Annotated in this window: 25 protein-coding genes and 1 pseudogene; 24 read left to right on the top strand and 2 right to left on the bottom strand. The window is 71.3% G+C overall.

Features of this window, described 5'->3' with window-relative positions; all coding sequences use genetic code 11:
- The first annotated feature begins 38 nt into the window (after positions 1-38).
- Positions 39-1,955 (top strand): ATP-dependent zinc metalloprotease FtsH, encoded by a 1,917-nt coding sequence (ftsH, locus tag ACZ4FH_RS03170; protein WP_467301862.1) that lies wholly within the window; start codon positions 39-41, stop codon positions 1,953-1,955.
- A 13-nt stretch (positions 1,956-1,968) separates the two neighbouring features.
- Here ftsH and ACZ4FH_RS03165 read toward each other — a convergent pair whose 3' ends face one another.
- Positions 1,969-2,808 carry a class I SAM-dependent methyltransferase gene (locus ACZ4FH_RS03165; RefSeq protein WP_467301860.1) on the bottom strand — a complete coding sequence of 280 codons (840 nt, stop codon included), beginning with the start codon at positions 2,806-2,808 and terminating at the stop codon, positions 1,969-1,971.
- Between the two features lie 633 nt (positions 2,809-3,441).
- Here ACZ4FH_RS03165 and ACZ4FH_RS03160 point away from each other — a divergent pair.
- The 17 genes from ACZ4FH_RS03160 (at position 3,442) to ACZ4FH_RS03080 (ending at position 16,366) form a co-directional block, all read left to right on the top strand.
- Positions 3,442-4,035 (top strand): hypothetical protein, encoded by a 594-nt coding sequence (locus ACZ4FH_RS03160; protein WP_097867061.1) that lies wholly within the window; start codon positions 3,442-3,444, stop codon positions 4,033-4,035.
- A gap of 157 nt (positions 4,036-4,192) precedes the next feature.
- Positions 4,193-4,627 carry a 30S ribosomal protein S16 gene (gene rpsP, locus ACZ4FH_RS03155; protein WP_383644233.1) on the top strand — a complete coding sequence of 145 codons (435 nt, stop codon included), beginning with the start codon at positions 4,193-4,195 and terminating at the stop codon, positions 4,625-4,627.
- A gap of 2 nt (positions 4,628-4,629) precedes the next feature.
- Positions 4,630-4,869, top strand: a complete 240-nt coding sequence (locus tag ACZ4FH_RS03150; RefSeq protein WP_005311361.1) for an RNA-binding protein — start codon at positions 4,630-4,632, stop codon at positions 4,867-4,869.
- 78 nt (positions 4,870-4,947) lie between these two features.
- The gene (rimM, locus tag ACZ4FH_RS03145; RefSeq protein WP_467301859.1) at positions 4,948-5,532 is read left to right on the top strand and encodes a ribosome maturation factor RimM; all 585 of its coding nucleotides are present in this window, start codon (positions 4,948-4,950) and stop codon (positions 5,530-5,532) included.
- On the top strand, positions 5,532-6,353 hold the full coding sequence (trmD, locus tag ACZ4FH_RS03140) for a tRNA (guanosine(37)-N1)-methyltransferase TrmD (protein WP_467301858.1): 822 nt from the start codon (positions 5,532-5,534) through the stop codon (positions 6,351-6,353). Before rimM ends, trmD begins: the two co-directional genes overlap by 1 nt.
- 128 nt (positions 6,354-6,481) lie before the next feature.
- On the top strand, positions 6,482-6,832 hold the full coding sequence (rplS, locus tag ACZ4FH_RS03135) for a 50S ribosomal protein L19 (RefSeq protein ID WP_383644224.1): 351 nt from the start codon (positions 6,482-6,484) through the stop codon (positions 6,830-6,832).
- Positions 6,833-6,877: 45 nt separating this feature from the next.
- On the top strand, positions 6,878-7,648 hold the full coding sequence (lepB, locus tag ACZ4FH_RS03130) for a signal peptidase I (RefSeq protein ID WP_467301857.1): 771 nt from the start codon (positions 6,878-6,880) through the stop codon (positions 7,646-7,648).
- Positions 7,641-8,732, top strand: coding sequence for a signal peptidase I (lepB, locus tag ACZ4FH_RS03125; protein WP_467301855.1), 1,092 nt, complete (start codon positions 7,641-7,643; stop codon positions 8,730-8,732). The genes lepB (ACZ4FH_RS03130) and lepB (ACZ4FH_RS03125) overlap by 8 nt, the downstream gene beginning before the upstream one ends.
- A complete protein-coding gene (lepB, locus tag ACZ4FH_RS03120; protein ID WP_383644591.1) occupies positions 8,620-9,528 on the top strand; it encodes a signal peptidase I in 909 nt (302 codons plus the stop codon). Before lepB (ACZ4FH_RS03125) ends, lepB (ACZ4FH_RS03120) begins: the two co-directional genes overlap by 113 nt.
- Before the next feature lie 49 nt (positions 9,529-9,577).
- Positions 9,578-10,342, top strand: a complete 765-nt coding sequence (gene lepB, locus ACZ4FH_RS03115; RefSeq protein ID WP_467301853.1) for a signal peptidase I — start codon at positions 9,578-9,580, stop codon at positions 10,340-10,342.
- Positions 10,332-10,820 (top strand): NUDIX hydrolase, encoded by a 489-nt coding sequence (locus tag ACZ4FH_RS03110; protein ID WP_467301852.1) that lies wholly within the window; start codon positions 10,332-10,334, stop codon positions 10,818-10,820. The genes lepB (ACZ4FH_RS03115) and ACZ4FH_RS03110 overlap by 11 nt, the downstream gene beginning before the upstream one ends.
- A gap of 66 nt (positions 10,821-10,886) precedes the next feature.
- Positions 10,887-11,195 (top strand): DUF2469 domain-containing protein, encoded by a 309-nt coding sequence (locus tag ACZ4FH_RS03105; protein WP_003965949.1) that lies wholly within the window; start codon positions 10,887-10,889, stop codon positions 11,193-11,195.
- Between the two features lie 84 nt (positions 11,196-11,279).
- Positions 11,280-11,639, top strand: coding sequence for a YraN family protein (locus ACZ4FH_RS03100; RefSeq protein ID WP_467301851.1), 360 nt, complete (start codon positions 11,280-11,282; stop codon positions 11,637-11,639).
- Entirely contained in the window at positions 11,639-13,261 is a 1,623-nt protein-coding gene (locus tag ACZ4FH_RS03095; protein WP_467301849.1) for a YifB family Mg chelatase-like AAA ATPase, read from the top strand. The genes ACZ4FH_RS03100 and ACZ4FH_RS03095 overlap by 1 nt, the downstream gene beginning before the upstream one ends.
- On the top strand, positions 13,258-14,544 hold the full coding sequence (gene dprA, locus ACZ4FH_RS03090) for a DNA-processing protein DprA (protein WP_467301848.1): 1,287 nt from the start codon (positions 13,258-13,260) through the stop codon (positions 14,542-14,544). Before ACZ4FH_RS03095 ends, dprA begins: the two co-directional genes overlap by 4 nt.
- Positions 14,545-14,834: 290 nt before the next feature.
- Positions 14,835-15,671 carry an RNA polymerase sigma factor WhiG gene (whiG, locus tag ACZ4FH_RS03085; RefSeq protein ID WP_383644201.1) on the top strand — a complete coding sequence of 279 codons (837 nt, stop codon included), beginning with the start codon at positions 14,835-14,837 and terminating at the stop codon, positions 15,669-15,671.
- 119 nt (positions 15,672-15,790) lie between these two features.
- On the top strand, positions 15,791-16,366 hold the full coding sequence (locus ACZ4FH_RS03080) for a TetR/AcrR family transcriptional regulator (RefSeq protein ID WP_467302413.1): 576 nt from the start codon (positions 15,791-15,793) through the stop codon (positions 16,364-16,366).
- A 158-nt stretch (positions 16,367-16,524) separates the two neighbouring features.
- Here ACZ4FH_RS03080 and ACZ4FH_RS03075 read toward each other — a convergent pair.
- Positions 16,525-17,007: pseudogene (locus tag ACZ4FH_RS03075) on the bottom strand (peptidoglycan DD-metalloendopeptidase family protein); the annotation flags it as partial.
- A 276-nt stretch (positions 17,008-17,283) separates the two neighbouring features.
- Here ACZ4FH_RS03075 and rpsB point away from each other — a divergent pair.
- From rpsB to rlmN, 6 genes are all read left to right on the top strand, one after another.
- Positions 17,284-18,177: a 30S ribosomal protein S2 gene (gene rpsB, locus ACZ4FH_RS03070; RefSeq protein ID WP_467301846.1), complete on the top strand. Its 894-nt coding sequence runs from the start codon at positions 17,284-17,286 to the stop codon at positions 18,175-18,177.
- Between the two features lie 99 nt (positions 18,178-18,276).
- Positions 18,277-19,113 (top strand): translation elongation factor Ts, encoded by an 837-nt coding sequence (tsf, locus tag ACZ4FH_RS03065; protein WP_383644195.1) that lies wholly within the window; start codon positions 18,277-18,279, stop codon positions 19,111-19,113.
- A gap of 158 nt (positions 19,114-19,271) precedes the next feature.
- Entirely contained in the window at positions 19,272-20,048 is a 777-nt protein-coding gene (gene pyrH, locus ACZ4FH_RS03060; RefSeq protein ID WP_467301844.1) for a UMP kinase, read from the top strand.
- 172 nt (positions 20,049-20,220) lie between these two features.
- Positions 20,221-20,778, top strand: coding sequence for a ribosome recycling factor (frr, locus tag ACZ4FH_RS03055; protein WP_383644188.1), 558 nt, complete (start codon positions 20,221-20,223; stop codon positions 20,776-20,778).
- The gene (locus ACZ4FH_RS03050; protein WP_467301842.1) at positions 20,778-21,863 is read left to right on the top strand and encodes a phosphatidate cytidylyltransferase; all 1,086 of its coding nucleotides are present in this window, start codon (positions 20,778-20,780) and stop codon (positions 21,861-21,863) included. Before frr ends, ACZ4FH_RS03050 begins: the two co-directional genes overlap by 1 nt.
- A gap of 169 nt (positions 21,864-22,032) precedes the next feature.
- Positions 22,033-23,139 (top strand): dual-specificity RNA methyltransferase RlmN, encoded by a 1,107-nt coding sequence (rlmN, locus tag ACZ4FH_RS03045; RefSeq protein WP_467301840.1) that lies wholly within the window; start codon positions 22,033-22,035, stop codon positions 23,137-23,139.
- Positions 23,140-23,378 lie beyond the last annotated feature (239 nt).

Raw genomic sequence — 23,378 nt, 5'->3', positions numbered from 1 at the left:
TAATGTCGGCTGAAAGGCCGTCGGCAGAGGAGTCGCGAGTGACCAATCCCGTACCTCCCCGCGACCGTACGGACCAGCCCTGGCGCTCCGAGGGAGCCCCGCCGCCCCCGAGCCCCGGCCGCAAGATGCCCGGCGGCTGGGGCGGACTCCTGCTGACCGCGCTGGCCGTCTATGTGATCGCCAACCTGGTGCTCTCGTTCTTCAACGGGGACGAGGAACGGACGATCGCGTACACCGAGTTCAGCAAGCAGGTGACCTCGGGCAATGTCTCCAAGATCTACTCCAAGGGCGATGCCATCCAGGGGGAGCTGAAGAAGAAGGCGAAGGCGCCCGGCACCGACGACACGTACACCAAGTTCGTCACCCAGCGACCGGCCTTCGCCGACGACAACCTCTGGGCGGAGCTGGTCAAGGACGATGTCACCGTCACCGCCGAGCCCGTCGTCAAGGAACGCAGCTTCCTGGCCAATCTGCTGATCTCGCTGGCACCGATGCTGCTGCTGGTCCTGCTGTGGGTGTTCATCGCCCGGCGGATGGCGCGCGGCGGCATGGGCGGCGGGATGGGCGGGTTCGGACGGAAGGCGCCGCCGAAACCGGTGGAACTGGAGGGTGCCAAACGCACCACGTTCAAGGACGTGGCGGGCATCGACGAGGTCGAGGGCGAGCTCAACGACGTGGTCGACTTCCTGAAGAACCCCGACGCCTACCGGAAGATGGGCGCCCGCATGCCGGGCGGGGTGCTGCTCGCCGGTCCTCCCGGCACCGGGAAGACGCTGCTGGCGCGGGCGGTGGCGGGGGAGGCGGGGGTGCCGTTCTTCTCGGCCTCGGCCTCGGAGTTCATCGAGATGATCGTCGGGGTCGGCGCGGGCCGGGTCCGGGAGCTGTTCGCCGAGGCGCGCAAGGTGGCCCCCGCGATCGTGTTCATCGACGAGATCGACACCATCGGGCGGGCGCGCGGAGGCGGCTCCGGCATGGGCGGACACGACGAGCGCGAGCAGACGCTCAACCAGATCCTGACCGAGATGGACGGCTTCTCCGGCTCGGAGGGGGTGGTGGTCCTCGCGGCGACCAACCGGGCCGACGTGCTGGACCCGGCCCTCACCCGGCCCGGCCGTTTCGACCGGATCGTCCAGGTCAGCCCGCCGGACCGGAGCGGCCGCGAGGCGATCCTGGAGATCCACACCCGCCGGATCCCGATGGCCGGCGACGTGGACCTGGCCCAGGTGGCGCGGACGACCCCGGGGATGACCGGCGCCGATCTGTCCAACCTCGCCAACGAGGCCGCGCTGCTCGCGGTGAAGCGCGGGCAGTCGCAGGTGGACGCGGCCGATTTCTCGGACGCCCTGGAGAAGGTGCAGCTGGGCGCGGAGCGCGCGCTGGTCATGTCGGACGAGGAGCGCCGCAGGACGGCGTACCACGAGAGCGGTCACGCCCTGCTGGGCATGGTCCAGCCCGGCGCGGACCCGGTCCGCAAGGTGACCATCGTCCCGCGCGGCCGGGCGCTGGGCGTCACCCTCTCGACGCCGGACGCCGACAAGTACGCCTACACCGAGGAGTACCTGCGCGGGCGGATCATCGGGGCGCTCGGCGGGATGGCGGCCGAGCAGGTGGTCTTCGGGGTGATCACCACGGGCGCGGAGAGCGATCTGGAACAGGTGACCCAGATGGCCCGGGGCATGGTCGGCCGCTGGGGCATGAGCGAGCGGGTGGGCCGGCTGACGGCGATCCCGGGCGACGCCCAGCAGGCCTACGGCCTGTCGGCGGCGCCCGCGACGCTGGACGCCGTGGACGGCGAGATGCGCCGGATCGTGGACGAGTGCTACGAGGAGGCGTGCCGGCTGCTGCGGGAGAACCGGGACCGCCTGGACGCCCTGGCCTCGGCGCTCCTCGCGAACGAGACGCTCGACGAGGCGGAGGCCTACCGCGCGGCCGGGATCACCCGTCTGTCGAAATGAGGCGCGGCCGGGGCTACGTCGTGCAGACGAGGTAGCGGAACACGTTGGGCATCCACACCGTGCCGTCGTCGCGCAGATGCGGATGCAGGGCCTCCGCGACCTCCTTCTCGACCTGGGTGCGGTCCGTGGCGTGCACGGCCGCGTCGAAGAGGCGGGTCGAGAGCAGCCCCCGGACCGCGCTGTCCAGGTCCGCGTAGCCGAAGGGACAGGCCACCCGCCCCGAACCGTCCGGTTTCAGCCCGGCCCGGGAGGCCACGTTCTCCAGATCGTCCCGCCGCGCGCCCCGGGGGCTTCCCGGCCGCCCGGCGAGCCGGCCGGCGACGCGCAGGACCGCCTCGGTGGCACAGCGTTCGGGCGGTCCCCAGCCGGTCAGGACGACGGCGGAGCGCCGGCCCGCCGAGGGCACGGCCGCGTCGAGCGCGCGCACCAGCGCGTCGTCGTCGCCCTCGGCGCAGCCGATCGGGGTGAAGGCGGTGATCAGGCCGTACGGCTCCGGGACGGTGTCCGGAGCGGGCACGGACTCCCGCAGCAGAGGGGCGCCGGACACGGGGGAACGCGGTGCGTCCGTGGCGGGCAGCAGCCGCGTCCGGGCGAGGGCGAGGCGTTCGCGGTCGGTGTCGACGCCGGTGACCCGGGCCCCGCGGCCGGCCGCGATGAGCAGCGCGAGCCCGGAGCCGCAGCCCAGGGAGAGCATCCGGGTGCCGGGTCCCACATCGAGGCGCGCGTACACCGCCTCGTAGAGCGGGGCCAGCATCCGTTCCTGGATCTCGGCCCAGTCGCGGGCCCGGGAGCCGCTGTCCGCGGTCGCGGAGGGCTCCGTCCGAGGGTGGTGCCGGACGAGCGTTCGTGTCATGGAATGCGCCCCAATCCGCCGAGATGCCGGTCGTGCCGGTCGGTCCTGCGGGCCGGTCCGCCGGGTCGTGCCGGCCGGTCCGCCTGTCCGGAAGTCGTCCCCGTCGTCCTGCTCTGCACCGTTCCCCCCTGCCTGCCCTGCGCTGTTCCCTCCCTCCCTGCCCTGCGTTCCCCCGTATGCCAGGGAACTGCGCATCCGGCGCCGCGTCCAGGGGTCTGCGGGAGGTGCTTGCCCGCGGGGGCGCCGGTGGGTGCGCGCCGTGCGGGAGCTCCGCCGGGACAGGGGTGCGCGGAGTCGGGCCGCCCCGCTCCGCGGTCCCAGTCTCACCCGGTCCGGCCGGGCGGGCATGTCGGGCGTTCCGTACCGGGGGTAGGGTCGTGGCCCTTCCCGGCGACGGGCCGGGGAGGCCCCGGGCGCCGGCGGCGCGGGGGTTCGCGGGGGGCGTACGCCTCTTCCGCGCGCTCGGGCGTACGCGACGCTACGTACCGGCTTGGTGCGAGCTGTGCGGCTTCTCCGCAGATCAGCGCACCCGCCCTCGTCGCGACGCATCAACGGCGACTGACTGGTACGTGCAAAATATTTGGGATGGCCCGGAATCGGAACACCGAGGGCCCCGCGCTCGTTGGTCACGACGTGAGCACGACACCACCTGTACTTGCCGCAGAGCTGGCGCAGGCGTGGGCCGACATTCAGCGGTACCACCCCGAGCTGCCCGATCTGGCCGCACCCGAGTCCCTGATCGGAGAGTCCTCGTCCGCCTGCGGCGCCGAACTCTCCTTCGAGCGACTGCTCCACGAGGCAGTCCACGGCATCGCCGCCGCCAGAGGTGTCCGGGACACCTCGCGCGCCGGCCGTTACCACAACCGCCGGTTCCTCGCGATCGCGGAGGAGCTGGGCCTCGACCACGCCGAGGAGCCGCATCCCAGCAGCGGCTTCTCGCTGGTCACGCTGAACCCGGAGGCCAAGCGCCGGTACCGGCCGACGATGGAACGGCTGCAGCGCGCCCTCAAGGCGCACACGGTCGCCACCGCCGCCGACACCAAGCGCTCCTTCCGCGGGCCCGCGGCCCGGCACGGCTCCTCCGGAGGGGGCGTGCGGGTCAAGGCGGTCTGCGACTGCGGCCGCAATGTGCGCGTGGTCCCCTCGGTCCTCGCCCAGGCGCCGATCGTCTGCGGCGGTTGCGGAAAGCCGTTCCGGATCCCGGAAGCGGCGGTCGCGGTGGGGTGAGCCGATGGGGTGTGGCACAATGGCTAGCTGTACTCGACAGTCGCACAGGACCCCTCTCTCCTCCGGCTGACGCGTCCATCGGGCACCCGAGTACCGCAACCCCACGTGGCATCTTCGTTGTGCCCAACCACGTCATAGACCAGGAGACACCACTCCCGTGGCAGTCAAGATCAAGCTGAAGCGTCTGGGCAAGATCCGTTCGCCTCACTACCGCATCGTCGTCGCCGACTCCCGTACCCGCCGTGACGGCCGGGCCATCGAGGAGATCGGTCTGTACCACCCGGTGCAGAACCCCTCGCGCATCGAGGTCAACTCGGAGCGTGCGCAGTACTGGCTGTCCGTCGGCGCCCAGCCGACCGAGCCGGTTCTCGCGATCCTGAAGCTCACCGGTGACTGGCAGGCGCACAAGGGCCTCCCGGCCCCCGCGCCGCTGCTGCAGCCGGAGCCGAAGGCCGACAAGCGTGCCCTCTTCGAGGCCCTCACCAAGGACGGCGGCGAGGAGTCCAAGGGCGAGGCCATCACGCAGAAGGCCAAGAAGTCCGACAAGAAGGCCGACGAGGCTGCTGACGCGGCCGCGGCGACCGAGGCCTGAGCATGCTCGAGGAGGCTCTCGAGCACCTCGTCAAAGGCATCGTCGACAACCCCGATGACGTGCAGGTGGCCTCGCGCAACCTGCGTCGCGGACGCGTGCTGGAGGTCCGGGTCCACCCCGACGACCTCGGCAAGGTGATCGGCCGCAACGGCCGCACCGCACGCGCGCTGCGTACCGTCGTGGGCGCCATCGGCGGCCGCGGTATCCGCGTCGACCTCGTCGATGTGGACCAGGTCCGCTGACACGTTGAACACCGGCGACGGGCCGGGGAGGGCATGTGCCCACCCCGGCCCGTTGTCGTACGACAGGAGAGACACAAGGTGCAGTTGGTAGTCGCGCGGATCGGCCGCGCCCACGGCATCAAGGGCGAGGTCACCGTCGAGGTGCGCACGGACGAGCCCGAACTGCGGCTCGGCCCCGGCGCCGTCCTCCGCACCGACCCGGCCCCGGCCGGGCCGCTGACGATCGAGACCGGCCGGGTGCACAGTGGACGGCTGCTGCTGCGCTTCGAGGGCGTACGGGACCGCACCGCCGCCGAGGCGCTGCGCAACACCCTGCTGATCGCCGACGTCGACCCGGACGAGCTCCCGGAGGACCCCGAGGAGTTCTACGACCATCAGCTCATCGACCTCGACGTGGTGCTCGACGACGGCACCGTGATCGGCCGGATCAGCGAGATCAGCCATCTGCCCTCGCAGGACCTGTTCATCGTGGAGCGCCCGGACGGCAGCGAGGTGATGATCCCCTTCGTCGAGGAGATCGTCACCGGCATCGATCTGGAGGAACAGCGCGCGGTGATCACCCCGCCGCCGGGCCTCATCGACGACAGCCAGGCCGTGGTCGCCTCCTCGCGCGACGGGGAACCGGCCGACGACGCCGCTCCGGAGACCGGGGACGGCCGCTGATGCGCCTCGACGTCGTCACGATCTTCCCGGAGTACCTGGAACCGCTGAACGTCTCGCTGGTCGGCAAGGCCCGCGCGGCCGGACGCCTGGACGTGCGGGTGCACAACCTGCGGGACTGGACGCACGACCGCCACCACACGGTCGACGACACCCCCTACGGCGGCGGCCCCGGCATGGTCATGAAGACCGAGCCCTGGGGCGAGGCCCTGGACGAGGCCCTGGCGGACGGCTACGAGTCCGGGGCGCACTCCCCGGTGCTCGTGGTGCCCACGCCGAGCGGCCGGCCCTTCACCCAGGAACTGGCCGTCGAACTGTCCGAGCGGCCCTGGCTGGTCTTCACCCCGGCCCGCTACGAGGGCATCGACCGCCGGGTCATGGACGAGTACGCCACCCGTATGCCGGTCGTCGAGGTGTCCATCGGCGACTATGTGCTGGCCGGCGGCGAGGCCGCGGTGCTGGTGATCACGGAGGCGGTGGCGCGGCTGCTGCCGGGCGTCCTCGGCAACGCCGAATCGCACCGGGACGACTCCTTCGCCCCGGGTGCGATGGCCCATCTGCTGGAGGGGCCCGTCTACACCAAGCCGCCCGAGTGGCGCGGCCGGGAGATCCCGGACGTGCTGCTCAGCGGCCACCACGGGAAGATCGCCCGCTGGCGCCGGGACGAGGCCTTCCGCCGTACGGCCCTGCACCGGCCCGATCTGATCGAACGCTGCGAGGCCTCGGCCTTCGACAAGAAGGACCGGGAGATGCTCTCGATCCTGGGCTGGTCGCCGGAGCCCGGTGGCCGATTTTGGCGCAGGCCGCAGGCCGTGGAAGAATAGGCCGCTGCTGTACGTCCGCGTGCGCCCCTGCCACAGGGGGAACGACGCCCGTCCGACGTGAACGGCATTCCTGAACTCATCACCCGTCCCGTCGATGACCTGTGGCATCGGCGAAGAAAGCAGACACCATGGCTTCCCTGCTCGACGACGTCAACGCCGCATCGCTGCGCACCGACGTCCCGGCGTTCCGCCCCGGCGACACCGTCAACGTCCACGTGCGCGTGATCGAGGGCAACCGCTCCCGTATCCAGCAGTTCAAGGGCATCGTCATCCGCCGCCAGGGCGCGGGCGTCAGCGAGACCTTCACGGTCCGCAAGGTCTCCTTCAGCGTCGGCGTCGAGCGCACCTTCCCGGTGCACAGCCCGATCTTCGAGAAGATCGAGCTGATCACCCGCGGTGACGTCCGCCGCGCCAAGCTGTACTTCCTCCGTGAGCTGCGCGGCAAGGCCGCGAAGATCAAGGAGAAGCGCGACCGCTGAGCTGACTCCCTGGTCCACAGGACGGCCGGTTAAGCTCTGGCCCCGATGGACACGGAAGCTGAGCCCCAGGAGCGCGACCGCTCCTCCGAACCCGCGACGGGACCGGAGGAGGGGTCGCGCTTCTCGCGTATCCGGACCCGGATCCCCGTCTCGTTGTCATGGCGCCGCCCCCTCGCCCTCGGCGCCTTCTGCGCGGTGGCGGTGTTGCTCTTCAGCACCTTCGTGGTGCAGCCCTTCCTGATCCCGAGCCACTCGATGGAACCCACGCTGAAGGTGGGGGACCGGGTGCTCGTCAACAAACTGGCGTACCGTTTCGGCTCCGTACCCCAGCGCGGTGACGTGGTGGTCTTCGACGGAACCGGATCCTTCGTCCAGGAGCCGCCCGAGGAGAATCCCGTCGTCGGGCTGCTGCACGGAGCGGCGGCCTCCCTGGGACTCGCGGAGCCCGCCGAGACCGACTTCGTGAAGCGGGTGGTGGGCGTGGGGGGTGACCGGGTGGTCTGCTGCGACAGGCGCGGACGGGTCGAGGTGAACGGCCGGCCGGTGGACGAGGACTATCTGTACGCGGGCGACGCACCGTCCCGGGCGCCCTTCGACATCGTCGTGCCCGACGGCACGCTGTGGATGATGGGCGACCACCGCGGCAAGTCCCGCGACTCCCGCGACCATCTGGGCGAGCCCGGTGGCGGCATGGTGCCGGTGGACCGGGTGATCGGCCGGGCGGACTGGCTGGGCTGGCCGCTGGGCCGTGTGGGGTCGGTGCCCGGGACCCGGGCCTTCGACGGTACGGCCGCGGCCGGGGCGAGCCGTGGGTAACCGGGGACGGCGGCCCGGCACGGTCGAACCGGGGGCACCGGCGGGCTCCGGCCCCGGTCCGGCGGCGCCGCGCTCGCTGCCCACCCGGGCCGAGCGCCGCAGGCTGGCCCGCAAGGTGAAGCGGAAGCGGCGCCGGTCGGCGGTGCGGGAGATTCCGCTCCTGATCACCGTGGCGCTGCTGATCGCCCTCGTCCTGAAGACGTTCCTGGTGCAGGCCTTCGTGATCCCCTCGGGATCGATGGAGCAGACCATCCGGATCGGCGACCGGGTGCTCGTGGACAAGCTGACGCCCTGGTTCGGGTCCAAGCCGCAGCGCGGTGACGTCGTCGTGTTCAAGAATCCGTCCGACTGGCCGCCGCCGAATCCGGTGGAGAGCGGCGGTTCGGACTCGCCCGTCGTGATCAAACAGGTCAAGCAGGCGCTGACCTTCGTCGGCCTGCTGCCCTCCGACGACGAGCAGGACCTGATCAAGCGGGTGGTCGCCGTCGGCGGAGACACCGTGCGGTGCTGCGAGCGGGACGGCCGGCTCGTCGTCAACGGAGTGGCGATCGATGAACCCTACGTATTTCCCGGCGATTCTCCGTCCACGATCAAATTCGAGGTAAAGGTTCCGGCCGGGCGAATCTTCGTCATGGGGGACCATCGGTCCAATTCGGCCGATTCACGTTTCCATCTGGACAAGACGGCCGATGGCACCGTGTCGGAGGATGCCGTGGTGGGACGGGCCGTGGTGATCGCCTGGCCGTTCGGGCACTGGCGCCACCTGGAGGAACGCTCGGCGTTCTCCGCGGTGCCGGACCCGCGCGCCGGGACGGCGGCGGGCGCCGCGCGGTCGAATAGTGTGTCCGAGGATCCCAACGGAATGATCCGGCTCCCGACCCCTGCGGAACTCCCGCTCGTTATGGGAGTGGTGGGCCTGCACCGGCTGGGGCGCAGGCGGTGGCACGGAATAAGGAGTGGATGTGGGGGATTTGGCGGTCGGCGCACGATCCGGACACGACGAACCCGAGGACCGGCCGGACGGCGTGGGGAATGTCGAGCCCGCCGGGACGACGGCGGACGCGGCGGACTCGGCGGAGCATGACGGCGACTCCCCGGGCAGCGGCAGCACGGCGCAGAAGAAGCCCCGCTCCTTCTGGAAGGAGCTGCCCCTGCTCATCGGCATCGCGCTGATCCTCGCGCTGCTGATCAAGACCTTCCTGGTGCAGGCGTTCTCGATTCCCTCGGACTCGATGCAGAACACGCTCCAGCGGGGCGACCGGGTGCTCGTGGACAAGCTGACCCCGTGGTTCGGCTCGGAGCCCGAGCGCGGCGAGGTCGTCGTCTTCCACGATCCCGGCGGCTGGCTGGAGGACAGCCAGACCCCCGAGCCGAACGTGGTGCAGAAGTTCCTCAGCTTCATCGGCCTGATGCCGTCGGCCGAGGAGAAGGACCTGATCAAGCGCGTCATCGCGGTGGGCGGTGACACGGTGGAGTGCAAGAAGAACGGTCCGGTCACGGTCAACGGCAAGGCGCTGGACGACAAGTCCTACATCTTCGAGGGCAACACTCCCTGCAACGACGAGCCGTTCGGGCCGATCAAGGTGCCCAAGGGCCGGATCTGGGTGATGGGCGACCACCGCCAGAACTCGCTGGACTCGCGCTACCACCAGGAACTCCCGGGCGGCGGCACTGTCTCCAACGACGAGGTGGTCGGCCGGGCGTTCGTGATCGCATGGCCGGTCAACCGCTGGGCGACGCTGCCGATCCCGAAGACCTTCGACCAGCCGGGGATCAACGCGGCGATGGGACTGGCCCCGGGAGCACTCGGTGTAGCCGGCGCGCTGCCCCTCGTGTTGTGGCGCCGACGGAGGCTGACCGGCGGGCGTACCGCCGGGTAGGGTGCCGACTCGGATCAGCGATTGTCGATCTCCGATGGGGGACGCTGCGATGAGTGGAACAGGACGTACGGGTGACGGCCGCGGCCGTCTCGGCAGCAGGCTGTCGGGACTGGCCGTGGCCGTCGGCTGTGTGCTCTTCCTCGGCGGCTTCGCCTGGGGAGCCGTGGTGTACCGCCCGTACACGGTCCCGACGGCGTCCATGACGCCCACCGTCGAGGCGGGCGACCGGGTGCTCGCTCAGCGGGTGGACGGTGACGACGTCCGCCGCGGCGACGTGGTGGTCTTCACCGACCCCACCTGGGGCGCCACGCCGATGGTGAAACGTGTCGTCGGGGTCGGCGGCGACAAGATCGCCTGCTGCGGCAAGGACGGCCGGCTCACGGTGAACGGGATACCCGTGGAAGAACCGTATCTTCGCTCCGGGGACCCCGCCTCGGGCAACGACTTCACGGCCGAGGTGCCCCGGGGCAGCCTGTTCCTCCTGGGCGACGACCGCAGGTCCTCGCTGGACTCCCGGGTCCACCTGGAGGACGCCGCCCACGGCTCGGTGCCGCGCAGCGCCGTGACCGCCCGCGTGGACGCCGTCGCCTGGCCGCTGGGCAGCATGATCGGGCGGCCCGCCTCCTTCGCGGCGCTCCCCGGCGGCATCTCCACCGAGGGCCCGCTCAAGCTCCAGCTCGGCGCGATGGTGGCCGGGGTGGTGCTCATCCTCGGCGGCGCGGTGTACGGGCCGCTCGCGGCGCGCTCCGCCCGCTCCCGCGGCAACGGCCCGAAGCGGAACCAGCGGCGGACGGCGGCCGCCGATGCCCGCTGAGATCCGCAAGGTCGCCCGTCTGGTGCTCCTCGACCCCGACGACCGCATACTGCTGATGCACGGCTTCGAACCGGAGGATCCGGCCAGCACCTGGTGGTTCACCCCGGGAGGCGGCCTGGAGGGCGTCGAGACCCGCGAGCAGGCCGCCCTGCGCGAACTGGCCGAGGAGACCGGGATCACGGACGTCGAACTCGGCCCGGTGCTCTGGCGGCGGATGTGCTCCTTCCCGTTCGACGGGCGGCGCTGGGAGCAGGACGAGTGGTACTTCCTGGCCCGCACGGAACAGACCACGACGGACACCAGCGGGCAGACCGGACTGGAACGCCGCAGTGTCACGGGTCTGAGGTGGTGGACTTCCGCCGAACTGTCGGCGGCGCGTGAGACGGTGTACCCGACCAGACTCGCCGAGCTGCTGCGCACGCTGCTCGACGAGGGTCCTCCGCGTACGCCGTTGGTCCTGGCCCCCGAAATCGCCTGAGCGACCCGGGAAGCCCGGCGGTCTGGCGCACAATGGGGGAACGCACGGCTGAAGGGGAACATGCCAATGAGCGCCGAGGACCTCGAAAAGTACGAGACCGAGATGGAGCTGAAGCTCTACCGGGAGTACCGCGATGTCGTCGGTCTGTTCAAATACGTGATCGAGACCGAACGGCGCTTCTACCTCACCAATGACTACGAGATGCAGGTGCACTCGGTCCAGGGCGAGGTGTTCTTCGAGGTGTCCATGGCGGACGCCTGGGTCTGGGACATGTACCGGCCCGCACGCTTCGTCAAGCAGGTACGCGTCCTGACGTTCAAGGACGTCAACATCGAGGAGCTGAACAAGAGCGATCTCGAACTTCCGGGTGGCTGAGTTGTCCACAACGGCCGGGTTGTCCACCAAGATCCACTAAGGGCGGTCCGAGGCGTCACAGTCGGTGCCGGAGGTGGTGCCGGTATGAACGCACGGGGTGCACTCGGGCGGTACGGCGAGGATCTGGCGGCGCGGCTGCTGACCGAGTCGGGCATGTCCGTACTGGAACGGAACTGGCGCTGTCGCGCCGGCGAGATCGACATCGTCGCGAAGGACGGTGACGCTCTCGTCATCTGCGAGGTGAAGACCCGCAGGACGGGCGCGTTCGAGCATCCGATGGCCGCGGTCACCCCGGTCAAGGCGGACCGTCTGCGGCGGCTGGCCGGACTCTGGCTGGCCCGCTGGGGCGGCCCGCCGCCGGGCGGGGTGCGGATCGACCTGGTCGGCGTGGTGCTGCCCCGGCGCGGTGCGCCGCGGGCCGAGCACGTGCGGGGGGTGGCCTGATGGCGTTCGCCCGTGCCTGCTCGGTGGCGCTCGTCGGCGTCGAGGGCGTGGTGGTGGAGGTCCAGGCGGACCTGGAGGCCGGGGTGGCGACGTTCACCCTGGTGGGGCTGCCGGACAAGAGCCTGGTGGAGAGCCGGGACCGGGTCAGGGCGGCCGTGGTCAACTCCGGCGCCCAGTGGCCGCAGAAGAAACTCACGGTCGGCCTGTCACCGGCCTCGGTGCCCAAGAGCGGTTCGGGCTTCGATCTCGCCGTCGCCTGCGCCGTGCTCGGTGCCGCCGAACGCATTTCCCCCGCGTCGATCGCCGATGTGGTGATGATCGGGGAACTGGGACTGGACGGCCGGGTGAGGCCGGTGCGGGGCGTCCTGCCCGCGGTGCTCGCCGCCGCCGAGGCCGGATACCGGCAGGTGGTCGTCCCCGAGCAGACGGCGGGCGAGGCGGCGCTGGTGCCCGGGGTCTCCGTCCTCGGCGTCCGCAGCCTGCGCCAGCTGATCGCGATCCTGTGCGACGAACCGGTGCCCGACGAGACGCGCTCCCACGAGCAGGGGCGCCCCGACCCCATGCTCGCCGGACTGATGCTCCCGGGAGCCGGCACGGGGACGGGACTCCAGCGGGGTCCGGAGCCCGGCCAGGCAGGCCGTCCCGATCTGGCGGACGTCGCGGGACAGGAGTGCCCGCGCACGGCCCTGGAGGTAGCGGCGGCGGGCGGACACCATCTGCTGCTGTCGGGGCCGCCCGGCGCGGGCAAGACGATGCTGGCCGAGCGGCTGCCCGGCATTCTGCCGCCCCTGAACCGGCAGGAGTCCCTGGAGGTCACCGCGGTCCACTCCGTGGCGGGCATCCTCCCACCGGACGAACCCCTGATCTCCCGCGCGCCCTACTGCGCCCCGCACCACTCGGCGACCATGCAGTCCCTGGTCGGCGGAGGCAACGGGCTGCCGCGCCCCGGCGCGGTCTCCCTGGCCCATCGCGGCATCCTCTTCCTGGACGAGGCGCCCGAGTTCTCGGTACGGGCCCTGGACGCGCTGCGCCAGCCGCTGGAGTCGGGGCACGTGGTGGTGGCCCGCAGCGCCGGGGTGGTCCGGCTGCCCGCGCGGTTCCTCATGGTGCTCGCCGCCAATCCGTGCCCCTGCGGGCGCCACACCGTCAACGGCGCCGGGTGCGAATGCCCGCCCTCGGCGATCCGCCGCTACCGGGCCCGGCTCTCGGGGCCGCTCCTGGACCGGGTGGACCTGCGGGTCGTCGTCGATCCGGTCCGACGCGAGGACCTGATGGGCCGGGGCGGCCGGGGCGAGTCGTCGGAGACGGTCGCCGCCAGGGTGCGGCGGGCCCGGGAGCGGGCGGCACAACGGCTGGCGGGCACCCCGTGGACCACCAACAGCGAGGTGCCGGGGCACGAGCTGCGGACCCGGCTGACGGCGGCGCCGGGCGCGATGCTGGCCGCCGAACGCGACATGGAGCGCGGCATCCTCACGGCACGCGGACTGGACCGCGTCCTCAGGGTGGCCTGGACGGTCGCCGACCTGCGCGAGGCGGACCGCCCGGACGCCTCGGACGTCGCCGTGGCCCTGGAGCTGCGCACCGGGATCCCGCGCGGAGTCCCGATGGAGAGGGCGTCATGACGGGGCGTCGCGCGGAGGGCCTCGCGAGCGACGGCGGGGGAGGGGCCTTCGACGCACCGGGCGCACGGGGCGTGTGGGGCGAGGGCGAGGGGACCGCCGGTACGGCGGGACGCGAGCCGTCCGATGCGGCCCGGGACGGCTGCCCCGGCCGGGAGCGCTGGGCGCGGGCGGCGCTGAGCCGGATCGTGGAGCCCGGAGACGTGCGGGCCGGAGGGTGGCTGCGGGAGCACGGTCCGGTGGAGCTGATACGGCGGATCACGGACCGGGACGGACCGGCCGGGATGAGCGCGCGGCGGCTCGCCGGATACCGGCTGCGGGCCGAGACCGCCCGGCCGGGCCGGGACCTCGCCGCACTGGCCTCGGCCGGCGGGCGCTTCGTCTGCCCGGGGGACCGGGAGTGGCCGACTCAGCTCGACGACCTCGGGGACGCCGCGCCCATCGGACTGTGGGTGCGCGGCACGCCCGATCTGCGGCTGTGGGCGCTGCGCTCGGTCGCCGTCGTCGGCGCCCGCGCCTGCACCCCGTACGGGGCGCACATGGCGACCACGCTCGGCGCGGGGCTCGCCGAGCGCGGGTGGGTGGTGGTCTCCGGCGCGGCCTTCGGCGTCGACGGCGCCGCGCACCGGGGAGCCCTGGCCGCCGGGGGAGCGACCATGGCGGTGCTGGCCTGCGGTGTGGACGTCCCCTACCCGCGCGGCCACGCCGAGCTGATCGGACGCGTCGCCGGCCAGGGCCTCGTCGTCAGCGAACTGCCGCCGGGCGACCACCCGACGCGCGCCAGATTCGTCCTCCGCAACCGGGTCATCGCCGCGCTGACCCGGGGAACCGTCGTCGTCGAGGCCGAGCACCGCAGCGGCTCCCTGGTCACCGCCCGCCGCGCACGGCAGCTCGGCCGCTTCACCATGGGCGTGCCCGGCCCCGCCACCAGCGGACTCTCGGCCGGGGTCCACGAACTCCTCAGGGGCGAGGGCGTGCTGGTGACCGATGCCGACGAAGTCGTCGAACTGGTCGGGGACATCGGCGAGCTGGCTCCCGCGCGGCGGGGCCCCCTGCTCCCCCGCGACCAGCTGGATCCCGTAGGCAGGCGGGTACTTGACGCACTGCCGGGGCGCGGCCGCGCCGACGCGCGCGAGGTGGCGCGCGGCGCGGGAACGAGCGCGGACGAGGCGCTCGGCAAGCTGTACGAACTGCACTCACTGGGGTTCGTCGAACGCGAAGGCGAGGGATGGCGGTTGACGCGACCGTCCACGCGCAATGGCGACGCGCGGCGAGGCGGTACTTGACCTGGAGCATTCGGGTGAAAAGGTGATGCCGATGACCTCGGTGGATCCTTCGGCGACGCCCCCGGGGCCGGCGCACCGGTCGGCGGCCCCGGCCACCCGTCATGTCGCCGCTCGGGTGCGCCGCCGCGCCCGGCGGCGTACGCCGGTCCACGTCCGTTCACCGGGAGGCGCACGGACCCGATCCCTTATCCTGCGCGCACCGCGACAATCCAGTCACGCTACGCTCACGAGGATTCCGGCACAGGCACAAGTCCCCCAGCACGTCACGGCAGAACGGCTCAAGGCACCACATGCCCCAGCACACCTCCGGGTCTGACCGCGCGGCAGTACCACCGGCTGCGCGTGGCACTGTGCGCCCTCCCGCCCCGTCCTCCCTCGACGAACTGTGGCGCTCGTACAAGACCACGGGCGACGAGCGGCTGCGGGAGCAGTTGATCCTGCACTACTCACCCCTGGTGAAGTACGTCGCCGGCCGGGTGAGCGTGGGGCTGCCGTCCAACGTGGAGCAGGCCGACTTCGTCTCCTCCGGGGTCTTCGGACTGATTGACGCGATCGAGAAGTTCGACATCGAGCGCGCGATCAAGTTCGAGACGTACGCGATCACCCGCATCCGTGGCGCGATGATCGACGAACTCCGGGCGCTGGACTGGATTCCGCGCTCGGTGCGCCAGAAGGCCCGCGCCGTGGAGCGCGCCTACGCCACGCTGGAGGCCAAGCTGCGGCGTACCCCCTCGGAGTCCGAGGTCGCCGCCGAGATGGACATCGCCCTGGAGGAACTGCACGCTGTTTTCAGCCAGTTGTCCCTGGCCAATGTCGTGGCGCTGGAGGAACTGCTCCATGTCGGTGGTGAGGGCGGCGACCGGCTCAGCCTCATGGACACGCTGGAGGACACCGCCGCCGACAACCCGGTGGAGGTGGCCGAGGACCGCGAGCTGAGAAGGCTCCTGGCCCGCGCGATCAACACCCTGCCCGACCGCGAGAAGACGGTCGTCACGCTCTACTACTACGAGGGCCTCACCCTCGCCGAGATCGGCAACGTCCTCGGGGTCACCGAGAGCCGGGTCAGCCAGATCCACACCAAGTCGGTGCTGCAACTGCGCGCCAAGCTGGCCGACGCAGGGCGCTGAGACCGCCCGGCCCGCCGCCGGGCCCGCGGACCGCTTCGGCCAATGGCCGGTACCGCCCGCCCCCTCACCGGTACCGTTCGCCGTAGAGTGGACGGGTGCCCAGGATTCGAGCGGCCTCCGTGGCCGAGCACCGGACCATGCAGCGCGGCGCCCTCCTGGACGCAGCGCGCTCCCTGCTGTCCGAAGGGGGCACGGAAGCGCTGACCTTCCCCGCCCTCGCCGAACGTACGGGCCTCGCCCGCTCGTCCGTGTACGAGTACTTCCGGTCACGCGCCGCCGTCGTCGAGGAACTCTGCGCCGTCGACTTCCCCGTCTGGGCGGCCGAGGTCGAGAGCTCGATGGACCGGGCCGCGACGCCCGAGGCCAAGATCGAGGCGTACGTCCGGCGTCAGCTGGACCTCGTCGGGGACCGGCGTCACCGGGCCGTCGTCGCCATCTCCGCCAGTGAGCTGGACGCGGGCGCGCGCGAGAAGATCCGGGCCGCGCACGGCGGTCTGATCGCCATGATCGTGGAGGCCCTGGCCGATCTCGGACACGACCAGCCCCGGCTGGCCGCCATGCTGCTCCAGGGCTCCGTCGACGCGGCCGTCCGCCGTATCGAACTGACCGTGGCGGAGGAGCCCGCCGTGATCGCGGACACCGCCGTCGCGATGATCCTCGACGGCGTCCGGGGCGCCCGCGCCGCCGAGGGCTGAGGCCCCGGCTCCGCCGAGGGCTCGGGCAGCGGCACCCCGAAGACCGGAAGCAGCCGGGACGGCCCCCGCCGCAGCAGCTCCGGCGGCAGCAGCGACAGCGGGTCCAGATAGGCGTCGGCGCGGCGCAGCCCCCAGTGCAGACAGCCGCCCGCACAGTGGAACGGCCCGGCCGCCAGCGCTCCGACGACCTGGCCCGCCGTGACCTCGTCGCCCTTCGCCACCAGCGGGCGCACCGGCTCGTAGGTGGTCCGCAGCGGCGGATCGCCCGTTCCGGCCAGCTCGATCACCAGCACCCCGCGCCCCGCCACGCTCCCGGCGAAGGACACCCGGCCCGAAGCGGCCGCGAGCACGTCGGCGCCCGGAGCCGCGCCGAGGTCCACCCCTCGGTGGCCGCGCGCGTACGGGGTGGCGGGCGGTTCCCAGCCGTGCAGGACGGCGGGCCGCCCGGCCAGCGGCCACCCGGTCCCGCCCGCGGGGCGGGCGGCACCGGAGGGGGCGGCCCGGGGGACCGGCGCGGCGGGGGAGCCGCCGTACGCCGCGGCCGGCAGGCAGACGAGAAGGGACAGGAGCGGGCCGACGAGCAGGAAGTGCGTCGGCGGGCGCCTGCGGCGGGGGTGGTCACGGTCGGTGGTGGATCGCATACCCCCACGGTCCACGGCCGGTCCGATTCATGGGGATCATGGATGAAATCTGTGGACTACCGGCCGGTTGTGGACAGCGCCGTCACCCGGCACCCGACGGGTCCCGTACACTTCTTCTGGCGATCCGGGTCACCGGGTCGACTTCGCACGCCCCGCCACCTCCCTCTTCGCGGAGGTGGCCGCGCTCCTCGGTCCCTCGTGGCACGGCGCGTCGGGGCGTCAGGCGCGACTGCAAACCCGCGGTCGCGACAACCGAGCACCTCAAGGAGAACGGCCATGGCCGTCGTCACGATGCGGGAGCTGCTGGAGAGCGGCGTCCACTTCGGTCACCAGACCCGTCGCTGGAACCCGAAGATGAAGCGCTTCATCTTCACCGAGCGCAACGGCATCTACATCATCGACCTGCTCCAGTCGCTGTCGTACATCGACCGCGCCTACGAGTTCGTCAAGGAGACCGTCGCGCACGGCGGCTCCATCATGTTCGTGGGTACGAAGAAGCAGGCCCAGGAGGCCATCGCCGAGCAGGCGACGCGCGTCGGCATGCCGTACGTCAACCAGCGTTGGCTCGGTGGCATGCTCACCAACTTCTCCACCGTCTACAAGCGCCTTCAGCGTCTGAAGGAGCTCGAGCTCATCGACTTCGAGGACGTGGCCGCTTCCGGCCTCACCAAGAAGGAGCTCCTGGTCCTCTCCCGCGAGAAGGCCAAGCTGGAGAAGACCCTCGGTGGTATCCGCGAGATGCAGAAGGTGCCGAGCGCCGTCTGGATCGTCGACACCAAGAAGGAGCACATCGCCGTCGGCGAGGCGCGCAAGCTCCACATCCCGGTCGTCGCGATCCTGGACACCAACTGCGACCCCGACGAGGTCGACTACAAGATTCCGGGCAACGACGACGCGATCCGCTCCGTCACCCTGCTCACCCGCGTGATCGCCGACGCCGTCGCCGAGGGCCTCATCGCCCGCTCCGGCGCCGCGACCGGCGACTCGAAGCCGGGCGAGAAGGCCGCCGGCGAGCCCCTCGCCGAGTGGGAGCGTGACCTGCTCGAGGGCGACAAGAAGGCCGACGCCGAGGTCCAGTCCTCCGCCGAGACCGAGAAGGTCGCCGACGCCGAGGCCCCCGCCGCCGAGGCCGCCACCGAGGCCCCGGCCGCGGACGCCGAGCAGGCCTGACACCCGTCACGGCTGAAGACGGCGGGGGCCGGTGCCACAGGCACCGCCCCCGCCGTCCACCCGTAGATCTTTCAGACTCCGAGAGAGAAACACAGACTCATGGCGAACTACACCGCCGCTGACGTCAAGAAGCTCCGTGAGCTCACCGGCGCCGGCATGATGGACTGCAAGAAGGCGCTCGACGAGGCCGACGGCAACGTCGAAGGTGCCGTCGAGGCGCTGCGTATCAAGGGCCAGAAGGGCGTCGCCAAGCGCGAGGGCCGTTCCGCCGAGAACGGTGCCGTCGTCTCCCTCGTCTCCGAGGACGCGACCTCCGGCGTGCTCGTCGAGCTGAAGTGCGAGACGGACTTCGTCGCCAAGGGTGACAAGTTCCAGGCCGTCGCCAACGCGCTCGCCGCCCACGTCGCCGCGACCTCCCCGGCCGACCTCGACGCGCTGCTCGCGTCCGAGATCGAGCCCGGCAAGACCGTCCAGGCGTACGTGGACGAGGCCAACGCCAACCTCGGTGAGAAGATCGTCCTGGACCGCTTCGCGCAGTTCCAGGGTGCCTTCGTCTCCGTGTACATGCACCGCACCATGCCCGACCTGCCGCCGCAGATCGGTGTGATGGTCGAGCTGGACAAGGCCGACGCCGAGCTGGCCAAGGGCATCGCCCAGCACATCGCCGCCTTCGCGCCGAAGTACCTGTCCCGCGAGGACGTCCCGGCCGAGGTCGTCGAGGCCGAGCGCCGCGTCGCCGAGGAGACCACCCGCGCCGAGGGCAAGCCGGAGGCCGCGCTCCCGAAGATCGTCGAGGGTCGCGTCAACGGCTTCTTCAAGGAGGCGACCCTCCTCGGACAGCCGTACGCGCTGGACAACAAGAAGTCTGTCGAGAAGGTCCTGGCCGAGGCCGGTGTCAGCCTGAAGCGCTTCACGCGCATCAAGGTCGGCATCTGAGTCCGTCCGCGAAAAACGGTGGACCCCGATAGGGTCTGGTGCAGTCGACGGCCGCACACCGCCGTACGACCGCAGATCTGACGAGGAGGCCATTGCCGCTGAGGGACACCAGACCCACCGGCAATGGCCTTCTTCGTATGTGCACGAGGAGAATCTCCATGAACAAGGGCGCGGACGCCGTACAGGGTGACCACAAGCGCGACGACGGCAAGGTGGCCGGACGCTTCATGCTGAAGCTGTCCGGAGAGGCGTTCGCCGGGGGCGGCGGCCTCGGTGTCGACCCCGACGTCGTGCACACCATCGCCCGCGAGATCGCGGCGGTCGTCCGTGACGGCGCGGAAATCGCGGTCGTCATCGGCGGCGGCAACTTCTTCCGCGGTGCCGAGCTCCAGCAGCGCGGCATGGACCGGGCCCGGTCCGACTACATGGGCATGCTCGGCACGGTCATGAACTGTCTGGCGCTCCAGGACTTCCTGGAGAAGGAAGGCATCGACTCCCGTGTCCAGACGGCCATCACCATGGGCCAGGTCGCGGAGCCGTACATCCCGCTGCGTGCCGTGCGGCACCTGGAGAAGGGGCGCGTCGTGATCTTCGGCGCGGGCATGGGCATGCCGTACTTCTCCACCGACACCACCGCGGCACAGCGCGCCCTGGAGATCGACGCCGAGGCGCTGCTGATGGGGAAGAACGGCGTGGACGGGGTCTACGACTCCGACCCGAAGACCAACCCCGGGGCCGTGAAGTTCGACGCGCTGGAGTACAGCGAGGTGCTCGCCCGCGATCTCAAGGTCGCCGACGCCACCGCCATCACGCTCTGCCGTGACAACGAGCTGCCGATCCTCGTCTTCGAGCTGACCACCGAGGGCAATATCGCCCGCGCGGTCAAGGGTGAGAAGATCGGCACGCTCGTGAGCGACCGGGGCACCCGGGCCTGAACCGCCGGCGGGGCGGCCGGCGGGGGAACCCGCCGCCGTCCCGGGGGCGCTCGGGACGGCCCCGAAAGATGGACAACGGCCTGCCGGTCGGACACCGTGCAGGTGAGGACGCGACGCAGGACCCGCAGGGCCCGAGCATGCCGGGCCCGCTCAAGACACGCAGGAGCACGTGGTGATCGAAGAAATCCTCCTCGAGGCCGAGGAGAAGATGGAGAAGGCCGTCGTGGTCGCGAAAGAGGACTTCGCCGCCATCCGCACCGGCCGTGCGCACCCGGCGATGTTCAACAAGATCGTCGCCGACTACTACGGCGCGCTGACCCCGATCAACCAGCTGGCGTCGTTCTCGGTGCCGGAGCCCCGGATGGCCGTCGTGACGCCGTTCGACAAGAGCGCGCTGCGCAACATCGAGCAGGCGATCCGCGACTCGGACCTCGGCGTCAACCCGAGCAACGACGGCAATATCATCCGGGTGACCTTCCCGGACCTCACCGAGGAGCGTCGTCGCGACTACATCAAGGTCGCGAAGACCAAGGCCGAGGACTCCAAGATCTCGATCCGGGCCGTGCGCCGCAAGGCCAAGGAGTCGCTCGACAAGCTGGTGAAGGACAAGGAGTCGGGCGAGGACGAGGTGCGCCGCGCCGAGAAGGAGCTCGACGACACCACCGCGAAGTACGTGGCGCAGGTGGACGAGCTGCTGAAGCACAAGGAAGCCGAGCTGCTCGAAGTCTGATGAACGACTCCTCCTGGGGCGCCCCGCCGGGCGCCGGCCACGGGGCCGCCCCCGAGATGCGGGCCGCTCCGGCGGGTCCTGCCCACGATGCGCACGACGGCCAGCAGACTCGGCCCATGCCCATCGTGCCGGACAGTCCCGACGCAGGTAGAGACGCTGATGACCGTGATGACCGGGACCGGGGGGCCGGACGCCTGAGCGGCGGCCCCCTGTTCCGTGACGAGATGCCGCAGGAGCCCATGTCCACCGCGCCGCCACCCCCGCAGAAGAAGCGTGCGGGCCGTGATCTGGGATCCGCCATAGGAGTCGGCGTGGGCCTCGGGGCCGTCGTCGTCGCCTCGCTGTTCATCGTCAAGGCCGTCTTCGTCGGTGTGATCGCCGTCGCCGTGGTCGTCGGCCTCTGGGAGCTGACCTCCCGGCTGCAGGAGCGCAAGGACATCAAGGCGCCCCTCGTCCCGCTCGCCGTCGGCGGCGCGGCCATGGTCGTGGCCGGTTACGCGCGCGGTGCGGAGGGCGCCTGGGTCGCCATGGCCCTCACCACCCTGGCGGTGCTGGTCTGGCGGATGGCCGAGCCGCCGGAGGGCTACCTCAAGGACGTCACGGCGGGTGTCTTCGCCGCGTTCTACGTGCCCTTCCTGGCCACCTTCGTCGCCATGCTCCTGAAGGCCGACGACGGACCGCAGCGGGTCCTCACCTTCCTGCTGCTGACCGTGGTCAGCGACACGGGCGCGTACGCCGTCGGCTGGCGCTTCGGCAAGCACAAGCTCGCCCCGCGCATCAGCCCCGGGAAGACCCGCGAGGGCCTTTTCGGAGCGGTCGCCTTCGCGATGGTCGCCGGCGCGCTCTGCATGCAGTTCCTGGTCGACGACGGCACCTGGTGGCAGGGCCTGATCCTCGGCCTCGCCGTCGCCGCCAGCGCCACCCTCGGCGACCTGGGCGAGTCCATGATCAAGCGCGACCTCGGGATCAAGGACATGGGCACCCTGCTGCCCGGCCACGGCGGGATCATGGACCGTCTGGACTCCCTGCTCCCGACCGCCCCGGTCGTCTGGCTGCTCCTGGCGGTCTTCGTCGGCTCCGGCTGACCGGGTCCGCCCCCGCGCCCGCACACGAGGGCCCACGCCTGCGGGCGCGGGCCCTCGTGGCATGTGCGGCACCCGCTGCACCCCGTCCGACCTGCGATGTCATGGCTGAGAGCCCGTTGTCCACAGGGCGGCGGGCGTTCGCCGTTCCGTCTGCGACACTGGAAGAACCATGCCTAAGCCCGGAGAACTCACTTTCGTCGCGCCCCGCGGAGCCAAGAAGCCGCCGCGGCACCTCGCCGACCTCACGCCCGCCGAGCGCAAGGAGGCCGTCGCCGCGATCGGCGAGAAGCCGTTCCGCGCGCAGCAGCTGTCGCAGCACTACTTCGCGCGGTACGCGCACGACCCGGCGGAGTGGACGAACATTCCGGCGGGGTCGCGGGACAAGCTGCGGGAGGCGATGTTCCCGGACCTGATGTCGGTGGTGCGGCACATCAGCTGCGACGACGACACGACGCGCAAGACGCTGTGGAAGCTGCACGACGGGACGCTGGTCGAGTCGGTGCTGATGCGGTATCCGGAGCGGGTGACGATGTGCATCTCGTCGCAGGCGGGGTGCGGGATGAACTGCCCGTTCTGTGCCACGGGGCAGGCCGGTCTCGACCGGAATCTGTCGACGGCGGAGATCGTGCACCAGATCGTGGACGGGATGCGCGCGCTGCGGGACGGGGAGGTCCCGGGCGGGCCGGCCCGGCTGTCCAACATCGTGTTCATGGGGATGGGCGAGCCGCTCGCCAACTACAACCGGGTCGTGGGGGCCATCCGCCGGCTGACCGATCCCGAGCCGGACGGTCTCGGGCTGTCGCAGCGGGGGATCACCGTCTCGACGGTCGGGCTGGTGCCCGCGATGCTGCGCTTCGCCGACGAGGGCTTCAAGTGCCGGCTGGCCGTCTCGCTGCACGCCCCGGACGACGAGCTGCGCGACACGCTCGTCCCGGTGAACACGCGCTGGAAGGTGCGCGAGGTGCTCGACGCCGCGTGGGAGTACGCGGAGAAGTCCGGCCGCCGGATCTCCATCGAGTACGCGCTGATCCGCGACATCAACGACCAGGCGTGGCGCGGGGACCGGCTCGGCCGGCTCCTCAAGGGCAAGCGCGTCCACGTCAACCTGATCCCGCTGAACCCGACGCCGGGCTCCAAGTGGACCGCCTCGCGGCCCGAGGACGAGAAGGCGTTCGTCGAGGCGATCGCCGCCCACGGGGTGCCGGTCACCGTCCGGGACACCCGCGGTCAGGAGATCGACGGGGCCTGCGGGCAGCTGGCGGCGGCCGAGCGCTGAGGCCGGAAACCGCCGTGTAGCCTGGGCTCGAAGTCAATTTCATATTTCCGACAGGGGAGCGCCACAGCGCTGAGAGTGCGGCACCGAGGACAGGTCGGCCGCAGACCCTCTGAACCTCGCCCGGGTCATTCCGGGTAGGAAGTTCGGACCATACTCAAGCTGTTGCGCCCTGCCCGCTTCCGGTTTCCACCGATGCGGGCAGGGCCGCGTCTCTTCCTGGTCACCCCCAGGAGGAATCA

The sequence above is a fragment of the Streptomyces sp. NPDC024555 genome, assembly GCF_055559335.1.
Note: the sequence above shows the minus strand (reverse complement) of the source record. Positions and strands in the feature narration are given on the sequence as shown.

Bases quoted from the DNA above. Each gene is read 5' to 3' on its own strand.
- ACZ4FH_RS03165 (WP_467301860.1), bottom strand. From the start codon at position 2,808: ATGACACGAACGCTCGTCCGGCACCACCCTCGGACGGAGCCCTCCGCG.
- ACZ4FH_RS03150 (WP_005311361.1), top strand. From the start codon at position 4,630: ATGCTCGAGGAGGCTCTCGAGCACCTCGTCAAAGGCATCGTCGACAAC.
- trmD (WP_467301858.1), top strand. From the start codon at position 5,532: ATGCGCCTCGACGTCGTCACGATCTTCCCGGAGTACCTGGAACCGCTG.
- rplS (WP_383644224.1), top strand. From the start codon at position 6,482: ATGGCTTCCCTGCTCGACGACGTCAACGCCGCATCGCTGCGCACCGAC.
- lepB (WP_467301857.1), top strand. From the start codon at position 6,878: ATGGACACGGAAGCTGAGCCCCAGGAGCGCGACCGCTCCTCCGAACCC.
- lepB (WP_467301853.1), top strand. From the start codon at position 9,578: ATGAGTGGAACAGGACGTACGGGTGACGGCCGCGGCCGTCTCGGCAGC.
- ACZ4FH_RS03110 (WP_467301852.1), top strand. From the start codon at position 10,332: ATGCCCGCTGAGATCCGCAAGGTCGCCCGTCTGGTGCTCCTCGACCCC.
- ACZ4FH_RS03105 (WP_003965949.1), top strand. From the start codon at position 10,887: ATGAGCGCCGAGGACCTCGAAAAGTACGAGACCGAGATGGAGCTGAAG.
- ACZ4FH_RS03100 (WP_467301851.1), top strand. From the start codon at position 11,280: ATGAACGCACGGGGTGCACTCGGGCGGTACGGCGAGGATCTGGCGGCG.
- ACZ4FH_RS03095 (WP_467301849.1), top strand. From the start codon at position 11,639: ATGGCGTTCGCCCGTGCCTGCTCGGTGGCGCTCGTCGGCGTCGAGGGC.
- dprA (WP_467301848.1), top strand. From the start codon at position 13,258: ATGACGGGGCGTCGCGCGGAGGGCCTCGCGAGCGACGGCGGGGGAGGG.
- whiG (WP_383644201.1), top strand. From the start codon at position 14,835: ATGCCCCAGCACACCTCCGGGTCTGACCGCGCGGCAGTACCACCGGCT.
- rpsB (WP_467301846.1), top strand. From the start codon at position 17,284: ATGGCCGTCGTCACGATGCGGGAGCTGCTGGAGAGCGGCGTCCACTTC.
- tsf (WP_383644195.1), top strand. From the start codon at position 18,277: ATGGCGAACTACACCGCCGCTGACGTCAAGAAGCTCCGTGAGCTCACC.
- pyrH (WP_467301844.1), top strand. From the start codon at position 19,272: ATGAACAAGGGCGCGGACGCCGTACAGGGTGACCACAAGCGCGACGAC.
- ACZ4FH_RS03050 (WP_467301842.1), top strand. From the start codon at position 20,778: ATGAACGACTCCTCCTGGGGCGCCCCGCCGGGCGCCGGCCACGGGGCC.
- rlmN (WP_467301840.1), top strand. From the start codon at position 22,033: ATGCCTAAGCCCGGAGAACTCACTTTCGTCGCGCCCCGCGGAGCCAAG.